Source organism: Paraburkholderia sp. J11-2, from assembly GCF_905220185.1.
Classification (GTDB): domain Bacteria; phylum Pseudomonadota; class Gammaproteobacteria; order Burkholderiales; family Burkholderiaceae; genus Paraburkholderia.
The window spans coordinates 59,887-73,509 of the sequence record NZ_CAJMYY010000015.1 but is presented as its reverse complement, the minus strand read 5'-3'; the positions used below and the strand labels follow the sequence as shown (position 1 = coordinate 73,509).

Sequence of the window (13,623 nt, the reverse complement as noted above, 5' to 3'; positions counted from 1 at the left end):
TGGGCCAATCGTTGGCCAATGCGCGTCGGCAAAATGAAGTGAAAAGCAAAGCGGAACGTCCGAAGAATGGCAAAACGCGCATTGCCAGAAACAGGGTGCCAACGCCGGTCTCGTAGCCGGTCTCCCGCACCCCGATTCAGCCCCATAAAACACCGTAGTCCTGACGTGCAGACCGTGCCTCCCGCACGTGCATCAAGCGGACGACGCCCCCAGGTCAACCACTGCGAACGGCGAAACCCGATGACCAAGAAAGTTTATGTAAAGACCTTTGGCTGCCAGATGAACGAGTACGACTCCGACAAGATGGTCGACGTACTCGGCGCCGCCGAAGGTCTCGTGAAGACCGACACCCCCGAAGACGCGGACGTCATTCTCTTCAACACCTGCTCGGTGCGCGAAAAGGCGCAGGAGAAGGTGTTTTCCGACCTCGGCCGCGTGCGCGAGCTGAAGGAAGCGAACCCGAACCTGCTGATCGGCGTGGGCGGCTGCGTGGCGAGCCAGGAAGGCGCGGCGATCGTCGCGCGCGCCCCGTATGTGGACCTCGTGTTCGGCCCGCAAACGCTGCACCGCCTGCCGCAGATGATCGACGCGCGCCGCGCCTCGGGCCGCGCGCAGGTGGACATCTCCTTCCCCGAAATCGAGAAGTTCGACCATCTGCCGCCCGCACGTGTGGAAGGCCCGAGCGCGTTCGTCTCGATCATGGAAGGCTGCTCGAAATACTGCAGCTACTGCGTCGTGCCGTACACGCGCGGTGAAGAAGTCTCGCGACCGCTCGACGACGTGCTCACTGAAATCGCCGGTCTCGCCGACCAGGGCGTGCGTGAAGTCACGCTGCTCGGCCAGAACGTGAACGCGTATCGAGGTGCGCTGACCAATGGCGCGCAAGACGTGGCCGACTTCGCCACGCTCATCGAATACGTCGCGGACATCCCGGGCATCGAGCGCATCCGCTACACGACTTCGCACCCGAAGGAATTCACGCAGCGCCTGATCGACACCTACGCGAAGGTGCCCAAGCTCGTGAGCCACCTGCATCTGCCGGTGCAGCACGGCTCGGACCGCGTGCTCATGGCGATGAAGCGCGGCTACACCGTACTCGAGTACAAGTCGATCATCCGCAAGCTGCGCGCGATCCGCCCGGACCTGTCGCTCTCCACGGACTTTATCGTCGGCTTCCCCGGCGAGACCGAAGAGGACTTCCAGAAGATGATGGCGCTCGTCGAGGAGATGAGCTACGACACGAGCTTCTCGTTCATCTACAGCCCGCGCCCGGGCACGCCCGCCGCGAATCTCGAAGACGACACGCCGCGCGAGGTAAAGCTCAAGCGCCTGCAGCACCTGCAGGCCACGATCGAAGAGAACGTCGCGCGCATCAGCCAGTCGATGGTTGGCCGAGTCGAGCGCATTCTCGTGGAAGGCCCTTCGCGCAAGGACCCGAGCGAACTGTCGGGCCGCACGCAAAACAACCGCGTGGTGAACTTCCCGGCGCCGCTCGCTTCGCACGCGCGCCTGATCGGCCAGATGATCGACGTGAAGATCAACCACGCGTACCCGCACTCGCTGCGCGGCGAACTCGTGCTCGCGCACGAAGAAGCCTCGACGCTCGCGCATTAATCGTGCATTAATCGGCTCGACGCACCCAGCCAGGAATTCAGGAGTTCAGAGACACCTTGAAGCCCAATCAGCAGCATCTGGAATTCACCGCGCCGCGCGACGACAACGCGCGGCTTGCCAACCTCTGCGGCCCGCTCGACGAAAACCTGCGGCAGATCGAGCAAGCGCTCGACGTGACGCTCGCACGGCGCGGCCATCGCATCAGCATTCGCGGGCGCGGCGCCAGGCTGGCGCTCACGGCGCTCGAAAACTTCTACAACCGGGCGCGCGATCCGCTTTCCGTCGACGACATTCAGCTCGCGCTCGTCGAAGCACGACACCCGGCGAGCTTCGGCGGCAACTCGGCCAACGATCCGCGCGGCAATGGCAACGGCGGCGTGCGCGGCAATGCTGGTGGTGGCAACGGCAACAATGACGCCACCGAGATCGACCCGCGTTTTCGCGGCGACCCGGATCATCCGTTCGACGAGCCCGCGCGCGAAGGCGTCGATGTCGAAGAACTGGGCCCGAAGCTCTACACGCGCCGCGCCGACCTGCGTGGCCGCACGCCCGCGCAGCGCGAGTACCTCAAGCAGATCATCTCGCACGACGTGACGTTCGGCATCGGGCCCGCGGGCACCGGCAAGACCTATCTCGCCGTGGCCTGCGCCGTGGACGCGCTGGAGCGCGATCAGGTCAAGCGCATCGTGCTCACGCGTCCGGCCGTGGAAGCGGGCGAGCGTCTCGGCTTCCTTCCGGGCGATCTCTCGCAGAAGGTCGATCCGTATCTGCGCCCGTTGTACGACGCGCTTTACGATCTGCTCGGCTTCGACAAGACCGCGAAAATGTTCGAGCGCCAGATGATCGAAATCGCGCCGCTCGCTTACATGCGCGGACGCACGCTCAATCACGCGTTCATCATTCTCGACGAGGCGCAGAACACCACGCCCGAGCAGATGAAGATGTTCCTCACGCGTATCGGCTTCGGCTCGAAGGCGGTCGTGACCGGCGACACCACGCAGATCGACTTGCCGCGCGGCCACAAGAGCGGCCTGATCGAAGCCCAGCATGTGCTCAAGGACGTGCGCGGCATCGCCGTCACGCACTTCACGAGTGCGGACGTCGTGCGCCACCCGCTCGTCGCGCGTATCGTCGAGGCTTATGACGCGCATTCGAAAAAGGACGAAGGCGTGGGCGACGCGCGCTAACGCCGCCGCCTGCGTCGTATCACTGCTTTAGCCCCATGCCCCGCGCACCGAAACTCAAACTGACCGTACAGTTCCCCGCCGCGAAGGCGTTCCCCGAGCACAAGGCCGCGCTGCCGCGCGCCACCGTGGCGGCGTGGCTCAAGGCCGCGCTCTTCGCGGACGCGGAGCTGGCCGTGCGCTTCGTCGACGCCGAAGAAGGGCGCACGCTCAACCGCACGTATCGCGGCAAGGACTACGCGACCAACGTGCTCACCTTCGCGTATGCGGAGAGCGAAGACGATCCGGTCACGGGCGATCTGATCCTGTGCTGCCCCGTGGTGGAGAAGGAAGCCGCCGAGCAGGGCAAGCCGCTCGCCGCGCACTACGCGCACCTGCTCGTGCACGGCGCGCTGCACGCGCAGGGCTACGATCACGAAGACGAGGCCGAAGCCGAAGAGATGGAAGGCATCGAGACCGAGGTGCTCAGTTCGCTAGGCTTTCCTGATCCGTACAAGTAAGTCCCCGCCATGAACGACAAGCGCACGCCCGAATTCGCCGAACCCTCAGCCCTGCCCGAGGCGGGCGATGCGAGTGTGCCCTGCCCCGGCTACCCGCCGACGCTTGGCGAGTCGCGACTTTTGAGCGAAGACGAGCTGCGCACCTCGCTCGACTGCACACTGAAGTCGAAAGGCTGGGACGGCGCAAGCGACATCTGGCTCTTCGGCTATGGCTCGCTGATCTGGAACCCAGGCCTGCCCACCGTCGAGAACGTGCGTTCGCGCGTGCACGGCTACCATCGCGGGCTTTACCTGTGGTCGCGCGTGAACCGCGGCACGCCCGAGCAACCGGGCCTCGTGCTCGCACTCGACCGCGGCGGCTCGTGCGCGGGCGTCGCGTTCCGTCTCGCCGCCGAAGGCGTGATGCCGCACCTCGAAGCGCTCTGGCGCCGCGAAATGCCGATGGGCTCGTACCGCCCGGCCTGGCTGCCCTGCGTGCTCGCCGACGGCCGCCGCGTCGACGCGCTCGCCTTCGTCATGCGGCGCGATGTGGCGTCCTACACCGGCAAGCTTTCCGAAGCGACGGTCCGCACCGTGTTCGGCTGCGCGTCGGGCCGCTATGGCACGACGCTCGATTACGTGCGCCGCACCGTGGACGCGCTGCGCGAGAGCGGCATGCGCGACCGCGCGCTGGAGCGGCTGCTCGCGCGCTGCGCGTAAGCCTCGCGTCACGGCTCGGGTCTTTTTGTTTCAGCGGGCGGCCGCACCGCATCTGCGTTAGGATTGATCTGCCGGTGTGTACCGAACGTGTGCCGCGTGTGTGCCATTACACGGTCGCGCCACAGGCATGTTGTATCCTTAACCCTCCGCAACAGCGCGCCCTGCCCTCAAGCGGCAAAGGGCGCACCACCATGAACGACTCCTATCCCAGTCGACGCCAGACCGACAAACCGCAGGAAAAGCGCTCCCTACTCGAGCGGCTGACCGACTTCATCTCGCCCGAGCCCGACTCGCGCGCCGAGCTTCTCGAAATCCTCCAGGACGCGCACGCGCGCAACCTGATCGACGCCGATTCGCTTTCGATGATCGAAGGCGTGTTCCAGGTGTCCGAGCTTTGCGCGCGCGACATCATGATCCCGCGCGCCCAGATGGACGCGATCAACATCGCCGACAGTCCTGACGAATTCATTCCGTTCGTGCTCGAGAAAGCGCACTCGCGCTACCCCGTGTACGACGGCAATCGCGACAACGTGATCGGCGTGCTGCTCGCGAAAGATCTGCTGCGCTACTACGCCGAAGAAGAGTTCGACGTGCGCGGCATGCTGCGCCCGGCCGTGTTTATTCCCGAGTCCAAGCGCCTGAATGTGCTGCTGCACGACTTTCGCCAGAACCGCAACCACATCGCCATCGTCGTGGACGAATACGGCGGCGTGGCCGGTCTCATCACGATCGAGGACGTGCTGGAGCAGATCGTCGGCGACATCGAAGACGAGTACGACTTCGACGAGGAAAGCGGCAACATCATCGCCTCGCCCGACGGGCGCTTCCGCGTGCGCGCGCTCACCGAAATCGAACAGTTCAACGAGGCGTTCGGCACCCATTATTCGGACGAGGAAGTCGATACGATCGGCGGGTTCGTCACGAACCACTTTGGGCACGTGCCGCATCGCGGGGAGAAGGTCCGCATCGACGACCTGATCTTCGAGGTGCTGCGCGCCGACGCGCGCCAGGTCCACATGCTGCTCGTGCGCCGCGACCCGATGGCAGGACAGCGCGAAGCCGCGCTGCAGCCGCCGGGCACCTGAGCTCGCGCGAGCGCGCCTCGTATGCGCCGATGACGCCAGCCTTTGGGCTGGCGTTTTTGCTTCGAGCGCGCGGATGTCCCGATCCGTCCCCAGCAGAGCTTCCCGGGAACGACGCACGAAAGTGCTATCGTTGCGCTCGTCGCGCAATCCGCGCTCGCGCCTTTCATCGCGCATTTCATCGCATTCCACAGCACCGCATGGCCGAACCGATCGATACCCGCACGCGCACCGAGACGCGCGCGACGGAAACCACCAGCGCCACCAACGGCGCCGCGCGCCGCGCGCTGCCCTTCTGGCACTATCTCGCGGCCGCCGCGCTGGGCGCACTCAACACGCTGTCGTTCGCGCCCACGCCGCACGGCGGCTGGCTCGCCATTGCGATCTTCGCGCTGTTCTACTGCTGGCTCACGCGCACGACCGGCTGGAAGAGCGCGCTCTTCACCGGCTGGGCATTCGGCTTCGGCAACTTCGTGAGCGGCGTGTGGTGGCTCTACGTGAGCATGCACTTCTACGGCGGCATGCCCGCCGTGCTCGCGGGCGCGGCGCTCGTGCTGTTCTCGCTCTATCTCGGTGTGTATCCGGCGCTCGCCGCGCTCATCTGGTCGTTCTGCGCCGGACATGCGAAAAATGGTCGCAGCGGCGAGTTGCCGTTTTCGCCGACGTGGCACGGCGCTTTCGCGTTCGCAAGCGCGTGGGCGCTCGGCGAGTGGGCGCGCGGCTACGTGTTCACCGGCTTTCCCTGGCTTTCGAGCGGCTACGCGCAGGTGGACGGCCCGCTCGCCGGTTTCGCGCCGATCGTCGGCGTGTATGGCGTGGGCTGGGTGCTCGCGCTCGTCGCGGCGCTCATCGCTCAGGCGGTCTTGCGCGTGCGCGACGTGAATCGCCAGCCCGCAGCGCCCTCGCGCAGCGCAGTCGCGACGCCGGCGCTGCTCGCTGCGGCCGTGATCGCAGCCGGCCTGCTGCTCTCGCTCGTCTCGTGGACGCAACCGTCCGGCACACCGCTCAACGTGCGTCTCTTGCAAGGCAACGTCAAGCAGGACATGAAGTTCTCCGAGGCCGGCTTTACCGACGCGCTCAACGAGTTCCAGAAGCTCATCACCGAAAAGCCCGCCGATCTCGTCGTCACGCCCGAAACCGCCGTGCCGGTGCTGGTGCAGGAGATTCCCCAGAAGTTCGGCCGCGATATCCGCGCCTTCGCCGACGGCACGAACACGGCCATCCTGTTCGGCGCAGTGGGCGGCACGATCACGCCCGACGGACGCGTGACCGACTACACCAATAGCCTGTTCGGCATCACCCCGGGCCAGAACGGCCTGTATCGCTACGACAAGCATCACCTCGTGCCCTTCGGCGAGTTCGTGCCCTGGGGCTTTCGCTGGTTCGTCAATCTCATGAACATCCCGCTCGGCGACTTCGCGCGCGGGGCGCCCGTGCAGCCGCCATTCCGCGTGCACGGTGAACTCGTGGCCGTGAACATTTGCTACGAGGACATCTTCGGCGAGGAAATCGCGCGCATTGTGCGCGAGAGCCCCACCTCGCCGGGCATCCTCATCAACTCGACGAACCTCGCGTGGTTCGGCGACACCATCGCGCTCGACCAGCATCTGCAGATCGCACGCATGCGCTCGCTCGAAACCGGCCGGCCGATGCTGCGCGCGACCAACACGGGCGCGACCGCCGCCATCGACGCGAAAGGCCGCGTGATCGCGCGTCTGCCAACGTTCACGGCGGGCTCGCTCGACGTGAAGGTGGAAGGCACGAGCGGCTTCACGCCCTACGTGACGAGCGGCAACAACACCGTGATCGCCATTTCGCTGCTGCTGCTCGCGCTCGGCTTCGCGTTCGGACCGGCCTTCAAGGGCGCGAAGACGCGCAAGCCGGCGGACGAAAAATAAGGCGCGCGCAAGGCACACGCAACATCGCGCCAACGACGCAACCACACCGCTGCCGGCCGCCGGAACCCCGTCCAGGTCTCAAGGCTCCGGCAATCCGGTAAAATTCAACGTTTTAGCACCTGGCCGCCTCCGGCCCGGGCCACGCAAGGGGAAGGGGCAAGGCGGAGAATCGCCGCCCCGCCGGCGCGCTCGCTTAAGGCGGGCCCGCTGCATTCCGCTCCCGAAAGCCCGAAAGACACTGCAGGCACACATGCTCACGTTTCAGCAAATCATCCTGACGCTCCAGTCTTACTGGGACAAGCAGGGCTGCGCACTGCTCCAGCCGATCGACATGGAAGTCGGCGCCGGCACCTCGCACGTCCACACCTTCCTGCGCGCAATCGGCCCCGAGCCGTGGCGCGCGGCCTACGTGCAGCCCTCGCGCCGCCCGAAGGACGGCCGCTACGGCGAGAACCCGAACCGCCTGCAGCACTACTACCAGTACCAGGTGGTGCTCAAGCCCGCGCCGGAGAACATTCTCGACCTGTACCTCGGCTCGCTCGAGGCGCTCGGCTTCGACCTGAAGCAGAACGACGTGCGCTTCGTCGAAGACGACTGGGAGAACCCCACGCTCGGCGCCTGGGGCCTTGGCTGGGAAGTGTGGCTCAACGGCATGGAAGTCACGCAGTTCACCTACTTCCAGCAGGTGGGCGGCATCGACTGCAAGCCGGTGCTCGGCGAAATCACCTACGGTCTCGAGCGTCTCGCCATGTATCTGCAGAAGGTCGAGAACGTCTACGACCTCGTCTGGACCGAGTGGGAAGAGCAAGGCCCGAACGGCCCGGAACTGCGCCGCCTCACGTATGGCGACGTCTATCACCAGAACGAAGTCGAGCAATCGACCTACAACTTCGAACACGCGAACGTCGACCTGCTGTTCACGTTCTTCAACGCGTACGAAAGCGAAGCGAAGCGCATGATCGATCTGCAGCTCGCGCTGCCCGCCTACGAACTCGTGCTCAAGGCCGGCCACACGTTCAACCTGCTCGACGCGCGCGGCGCGATCTCCGTGACGGAGCGTGCAGCGTACATCGGCCGCATTCGCGCGCTGTCGCGCAGCGTGGCGCAGTCGTACTACGAGTCGCGCGAGAAGCTCGGCTTCCCGATGCTCGGCAACCCCGTGCACGGCGTGCCTGGCCTCACCACCGACGAACAGGACGCCGCGATGCCCGCCTGGGCGCCGCCGCTGAAGGTCGAACGCAAGTTCGACGAGGCATGACCGGATCTCCAGAACAATGACGCAAGCTCATCACGCCACTCTCCTCGTCGAACTGCTGACCGAGGAGCTGCCGCCCAAGGCCCTCGCGCGCCTGGGCGACGCGTTCGCCGAAGGCATCGCGCAGCGCCTCGCTGCGCGCGACCTGATCGAAGGCGATCTCTCGTTCGAACGTTACGCCACGCCGCGCCGCCTCGCGGTCACGATCAAGAACGTGCGCAGCGTCGCGCCCGAAAAGCAGGTGCGCGAAAAAGTGCTGCCCGTTTCGGTCGCGCTCGACGCGAGCGGCCAGCCCACCGCGCCGCTCGCGAAGAAGCTCGCGGCGCTCGGCTTCCCCGATTTCCCGGTTAGCGACCTTGAACGCGCAAGCGACGGCAAGAACGAAGCGTTCTTCCTGCGCTACTCCGCGCCTGGCGCCACGCTCGCCGACGGCCTGCAAGCCGTGCTCGACGAAGCGCTCGGCAAGCTGCCGATCCCGAAGGTCATGACCTACCAGCGCCCGGACGGCAGCAACGTGCAGTTCGTGCGCCCCGTGCACCGCCTCACGGTGCTGCACGGCGACCAGATCGTGCCGGTCACGGCATTCGGCGTCGACGCCGACGACACCACGCGCGGCCACCGCTTCCTCTCCGAAGGCCTGATCGCCATTCAGCACGCCGACGAGTACGCGCACACGCTCCAGCACAAGGGCTTCGTGATCGCGAGCTACGCCGACCGCCGCGAGTCGATTCGCGCGCAACTCATCGAACAGGCCGGCAGCGACAAGGTCGTGATGCCCGAGTCGCTGCTCGACGAAGTGAATTCGCTCGTCGAATGGCCGGTTGTGTACGCATGCAAGTTCGAGGACGAGTTCCTGCAAGTGCCGCAGGAATGCCTGATCCTCACGATGCAGACGAACCAGAAGTACTTCGCGCTCACCGACGACCAGGGCCGCCTGCGCTCGCGCTTCCTGATCGTCTCGAATATCGCAACACAAACGCCCGACGAGATCGTCGAAGGCAACGAACGCGTAGTGCGCCCGCGTCTGGCCGACGCGAAGTTCTTCTTCGAGCAGGACAAGAAGAAGCCGCTGGCCGACCGTGTGCCGCTGCTCGCGAACGTGGTGTATCACAACAAGCTCGGCTCGACGCTGCAGCGCGTGGAGCGCCTCGAAGCGATCGCCGGCCAGATCGCCTTGATGTGCAGCGCCAATATCGCGCTCGCGGAACGCGGCGCGCGACTCGCGAAAGCCGACCTGCTGACCGACATGGTGGGCGAGTTCCCCGAGCTGCAAGGCACGATGGGCACCTACTACGCGCGCCACGACGGCGAACCCGAAGAAGTGGCGATTGCGTGCTCCGAGCACTACCAGCCGCGCTTCTCGGGCGACGCCCTGCCCGCTACCACCACGGGCACGATCGTCGCGCTCGCGGACAAGCTGGAAACGCTCGTCGGCATCTGGGGCATTGGCCTCGCGCCCACGGGAGAGAAAGACCCGTTCGCGCTGCGCCGCCACGCGCTGGGCGTGCTGCGCATTCTCGTCGAGAAGCAACTGCCGCTCGACCTGGTTGAGCTGTTGCGCGCCACGTACGCGCAATTCGCCGGCATCGAGGCGGTGACGGAATCGACCCAGGCCATCTACGAGTTCTGCATGGACCGCCTGCGCGGCATGCTGCGCGAACGCGGCTTTGCGGCGACCGAAGTGGACGCCGTGCTCGCACTGAACCCCACGCGCTTTGACGACATCGTCTCGCGTCTGGACGCGGTGCGCGAATTCGCAGCGCTCGCGGAAGCGGCCTCGCTCGCGGCGGCCAACAAGCGCATCTCCAACATCCTCAAGAAGTCCGAGGGTGCGGAAGACGCCGGCGTGCAAGTCGCCCTTTTCGTCGAAGCCGCCGAAAAGGCGCTCTACGCGCAGCTCGAACAGGTCGCGCCGCGCGTGGAAACGCAACTCGCCGCACGCGAATACACGGGCGCACTCACCGCGCTCGCGGCGCTGCGCGAAACCGTGGACACGTTCTTCAACGACGTGATGGTCAACGCCGAAGACCCGGCGCTGCGTGCGAACCGCCTCGCGCTGCTCAAGGCGCTGCATCGCCAGATGAACAGCGTCGCGGACATCTCGCGACTCGCTGCATAAGCGGAAAAAAGCGGAACTGAGCAAGACGCCATGCCGAACAGCACCACCAGAAAACTCGTGATCCTCGACCGCGACGGCGTGATCAACGTCGACTCCGACGCGTTCATCAAGTCGCCGGACGAATGGATCGCGATTCCCGGCAGCCTCGAAGCGATCGCGCGCCTGAACCAGGCGGGCTATCGCGTCGCGGTGGCGTCGAACCAGTCGGGCATTGGGCGCGGACTGTTCGACATGGCCGCGCTCAACGCCATGCACGCGAAGATGCACCGCCAGGCCGCGGCCGTGGGCGGGCGCATCGACGCCGTGTTCTTCTGCCCGCACACGGCCCAGGACCATTGCGAGTGCCGCAAGCCGCTGCCGGGCATGCTCAAGATGATCGCAGAGCGCTTCGAGATCGAGCCCGCCGATACTCCGGTGGTGGGCGACTCGCTGCGCGACCTGCAAGCGGGCGCGGCGCTCGGCTTTCGGACCCACCTCGTGCGCTCGGGCAAAGGCGAGAAAACGCTCGCCGCCGGCGGCTTGCCTGAAGGCACGATGATCCACGACGACCTGCGCGCTTTCGCGCTCGATTTTCTCGCGAACGCCACTGCGTGAAGGCGCAGACAGTTCCCGCGTACATTAACCCGGCTCGACCGATGCGCTTTCTCCGCTCCCTGCTGCTGTTCATCTACTTCATCGTCTACACGATGCCGTACGCAACGGCGTGCTTTATCGCGTTCCCGTTCCTGAACGCAACGCGACGCTACTGGATGGCCGTGGGCTGGTGCCGCTCCACGCTGTTCGTCGCGCGCCACCTCAATGGCATTCGCTACCGTATCGAAGGCATGGAGAACCTGCCCAACGGGCCGGCCGTGCTGCTCTCGAAGCACCAGTCCGCATGGGAAACGCTGGCGTTCCCTGCGCTCATGCCGCGACCGCTGTGCTATGTGTTCAAGCGCGAGCTGCTGTTCGTGCCGTTCTTCGGCTGGGCGCTCGGCATGCTGAAGATGGTTCACATCAACCGCAAGGAAGGCAAGAACGCCTTCACCTCGGTGATACGCCAGGGCAAGCAGCGCATGGCCGAAGGCGCCTGGGTGATCATGTTCCCTGAAGGCACGCGCATACCGGTGGGCAAGCAGGGCAAGTACAAGACCGGCGGCCCTCGCTTTGCCATTGAAACGGGCGCGCCCGTGGTGCCGATCGCGCACAACGCGGGCCACGTCTGGCCGCGAAACTCGTTCATTAAATATCCGGGTATAGTCACGGTGTCGATCGGCAAGCCGATCGAGACGACCGGACTCACGCCCGACGAAGTGAACACGCGCGTGGAACAGTGGATCGAAGCGGAAATGCGACGCATCGATCCTGAGGCGTATCGCGAAACGGATGGCGCAGCGGCGAAAGCAGCGGGGATTTGAGGCGTCAGCGCTTGAAGCGCTGGCTCGCGTTGCACGGAGGGTTGGCGCGCGAGTGTTGGCGCTGCTCGCCGCACGGCTGAGCGCGCCGCACAACACTGCGCCGGAAGCCCTACGCAAGCGCCCCGCGAAAAGCGGCAAACGCCCACGCCGCGCACGCCCATCCGCACCAGGCCTGACGATGCAGAAGTCCCCCACGCCGCGCCCAAACGCGGCACTCGACAACCGGCAGCTCGACTTGCCGCTCTTTGCTGAACCGGCGCCTGTTGTGGCGCCTGATGCGTCCTCTCCCTTACACACACCGCAGCCCGCTCCTTTGCTATCGCCTGAAAAGCCCGGCAAGGCGCCGCTCGCGCCCGATGGCACGCGCCTGCGTACTGTCGCCCTTGGCGCGCGCACGCTGCATTACCGGCTCAAGCGCTCTTCGCGTAAATCGATTGGGTTCGTGATCGATGGGACGGGGCTTAGCATCACTGCGCCCAGATGGGTCACGATTGCCGATATTGAGACCGCTATCGCTGAGAAGCAGCGGTGGATTTTTGCGAAGCTCGCGGAGTGGCAAACGCGCACCGAGCAGCGCGCGCTGCCGCGTGTGGAATGGCGCGATGGGGCTGAACTGCCGTTTCTTGGCAAGCCGATTACGGTGAGGCTTGGGGCTTCTGTGCTCGCGTTTGATGAAGCGAGCCGTGTTCTTGCGTTGCCGTTGCCGCCGCATGCTGAAGCGCAGCAGATCAAGGATCGCGTGACTGGGTGGCTTCAGGGTGAAGCGACACGGGTTTTTGGTGAGCGACTTGAGGTTTATGCGGAGAGGCTTGGGGTTACGTTTCGGTCTTATGCGCTTTCTTCCGCGGCTACGCGGTGGGGAAGCTGTTCAAGCGAAGGCAGGATTCGCTTGAACTGGCGGTTGATTCATTTTCCGCTTTCGGTGGTGGACTATGTGGTCGCACATGAGCTCGCGCATTTGCGCGAGATGAATCATAGTCCCAGGTTCTGGCAGACGGTGGAGTCGATTTTTCCGGAGTTTCGGGAGGCCAGGAAGCAGTTGAAGCAGCATCCTCCGGAGATGATGCCGGAGGTGTGACGGGGAATGAACGTTGTTGGCCTCGACCGGTAGGCCTCGCTTGTCGCCCACGCAGCCCGATAAATCGCCGCCGACCAGACCATTCGGCGCACTTATCTCTGTTTCAACTTTGGGTGTCCTCGCAGCGAACGTAGGATTCAATCCCTCCGCTCAAACGCCATCTGCGGGGTTAAGCTAAGTTGGACGTTCCAATATTCACGCGACCAGGGGCTGGTTTGGTTATTGTCGCAATAACACGTTGGCCTTAAAACACCCTGGCCGATACATAGGACCTCCGCCGTTGTTCAGGTTGGATAGCGACCTTGAATCTAAGCGCCGATGTGCCGGCGGCACCTATTGACTCGACGCAAAGGCGCGTTTCAGAGCAGGGATGATTACTTCATCGAAGGCTTGCGCATTCGGGTGAATCCCATCGCCAAGCCTGTGATATTCAGTGCGCAGATTCCCGTCGGCAAACGAAGGTCCACTACTGTGCACTTCGGAGCAGCGCGACAGAATTCGAAAATTCGATCGCCAATAGTATTAATACGTGAATTCCAACCGGGGCGGGCCTTTGTAACCTTCTCGTCAACGGGGAATGCACCCATCACGGCGAGAGAAGCATATGCTGTAATCGAGTGAATTAGTTCCCGGTAGTTCTCAATGACAATCGTGTCATGGGATCCATCAAGAAACATATCGTTGACGTCCCCCTTTCATGCCGCCGCTGTTGCCGCAACGAGAACTTGTCGACGATGGTTGGGCCGTACGCAGCCCATCAATCAAAACATTTACCTCAGGTTGCAAACTCGAGGACG

General features: G+C 64.6%; 11 protein-coding genes. All 11 read left to right on the top strand.

Annotation, left to right across the window (positions count from 1 at the left end):
* Positions 1-240: 240 nt before the first annotated feature.
* The 11 genes from miaB to U5A57_RS21560 all read left to right on the top strand — a co-directional run bounded on the left by miaB (position 241) and on the right by U5A57_RS21560 (position 12,826).
* Positions 241-1,614, top strand: coding sequence for a tRNA (N6-isopentenyl adenosine(37)-C2)-methylthiotransferase MiaB (gene miaB / locus U5A57_RS21610; protein WP_321913708.1), 1,374 nt, complete (start codon positions 241-243; stop codon positions 1,612-1,614).
* Positions 1,615-1,670: 56 nt separating this feature from the next.
* Entirely contained in the window at positions 1,671-2,801 is a 1,131-nt protein-coding gene (locus tag U5A57_RS21605) for a PhoH family protein (protein WP_321913707.1), read from the top strand.
* A 35-nt stretch (positions 2,802-2,836) separates the two neighbouring features.
* A complete protein-coding gene (ybeY, locus tag U5A57_RS21600) occupies positions 2,837-3,298 on the top strand; it encodes an rRNA maturation RNase YbeY (protein ID WP_321913706.1) in 462 nt (153 codons plus the stop codon).
* Positions 3,299-3,307: 9 nt separating this feature from the next.
* Complete coding sequence (locus U5A57_RS21595) at positions 3,308-3,997, top strand: gamma-glutamylcyclotransferase (RefSeq protein ID WP_321913705.1); 690 nt, start codon at positions 3,308-3,310, stop codon at positions 3,995-3,997.
* A gap of 191 nt (positions 3,998-4,188) precedes the next feature.
* A complete protein-coding gene (locus tag U5A57_RS21590) occupies positions 4,189-5,082 on the top strand; it encodes an HlyC/CorC family transporter (protein WP_321913704.1) in 894 nt (297 codons plus the stop codon).
* Between the two features lie 197 nt (positions 5,083-5,279).
* Complete coding sequence (gene lnt / locus U5A57_RS21585; RefSeq protein ID WP_321913703.1) at positions 5,280-6,977, top strand: apolipoprotein N-acyltransferase; 1,698 nt, start codon at positions 5,280-5,282, stop codon at positions 6,975-6,977.
* A 250-nt stretch (positions 6,978-7,227) separates the two neighbouring features.
* Entirely contained in the window at positions 7,228-8,235 is a 1,008-nt protein-coding gene (glyQ, locus tag U5A57_RS21580) for a glycine--tRNA ligase subunit alpha (protein ID WP_321913702.1), read from the top strand.
* 16 nt (positions 8,236-8,251) lie between these two features.
* The gene (gene glyS, locus U5A57_RS21575) at positions 8,252-10,351 is read left to right on the top strand and encodes a glycine--tRNA ligase subunit beta (protein ID WP_321913701.1); all 2,100 of its coding nucleotides are present in this window, start codon (positions 8,252-8,254) and stop codon (positions 10,349-10,351) included.
* Positions 10,352-10,381: 30 nt separating this feature from the next.
* A complete protein-coding gene (gmhB, locus tag U5A57_RS21570; RefSeq protein WP_321913700.1) occupies positions 10,382-10,945 on the top strand; it encodes a D-glycero-beta-D-manno-heptose 1,7-bisphosphate 7-phosphatase in 564 nt (187 codons plus the stop codon).
* 41 nt (positions 10,946-10,986) lie between these two features.
* Positions 10,987-11,748, top strand: coding sequence for a lysophospholipid acyltransferase family protein (locus U5A57_RS21565; RefSeq protein ID WP_321913699.1), 762 nt, complete (start codon positions 10,987-10,989; stop codon positions 11,746-11,748).
* Positions 11,749-11,926: 178 nt separating this feature from the next.
* A complete protein-coding gene (locus U5A57_RS21560; RefSeq protein WP_321913698.1) occupies positions 11,927-12,826 on the top strand; it encodes a SprT family zinc-dependent metalloprotease in 900 nt (299 codons plus the stop codon).
* Positions 12,827-13,623 lie beyond the last annotated feature (797 nt).

Bases quoted from the DNA above. Each gene is read 5' to 3' on its own strand.
- U5A57_RS21590 (WP_321913704.1), top strand. From the start codon at position 4,189: ATGAACGACTCCTATCCCAGTCGACGCCAGACCGACAAACCGCAGGAA.
- gmhB (WP_321913700.1), top strand. From the start codon at position 10,382: ATGCCGAACAGCACCACCAGAAAACTCGTGATCCTCGACCGCGACGGC.
- miaB (WP_321913708.1), top strand. From the start codon at position 241: ATGACCAAGAAAGTTTATGTAAAGACCTTTGGCTGCCAGATGAACGAG.
- U5A57_RS21560 (WP_321913698.1), top strand. From the start codon at position 11,927: ATGCAGAAGTCCCCCACGCCGCGCCCAAACGCGGCACTCGACAACCGG.
- glyQ (WP_321913702.1), top strand. From the start codon at position 7,228: ATGCTCACGTTTCAGCAAATCATCCTGACGCTCCAGTCTTACTGGGAC.
- lnt (WP_321913703.1), top strand. From the start codon at position 5,280: ATGGCCGAACCGATCGATACCCGCACGCGCACCGAGACGCGCGCGACG.
- U5A57_RS21565 (WP_321913699.1), top strand. From the start codon at position 10,987: ATGCGCTTTCTCCGCTCCCTGCTGCTGTTCATCTACTTCATCGTCTAC.
- U5A57_RS21595 (WP_321913705.1), top strand. From the start codon at position 3,308: ATGAACGACAAGCGCACGCCCGAATTCGCCGAACCCTCAGCCCTGCCC.
- glyS (WP_321913701.1), top strand. From the start codon at position 8,252: ATGACGCAAGCTCATCACGCCACTCTCCTCGTCGAACTGCTGACCGAG.
- ybeY (WP_321913706.1), top strand. From the start codon at position 2,837: ATGCCCCGCGCACCGAAACTCAAACTGACCGTACAGTTCCCCGCCGCG.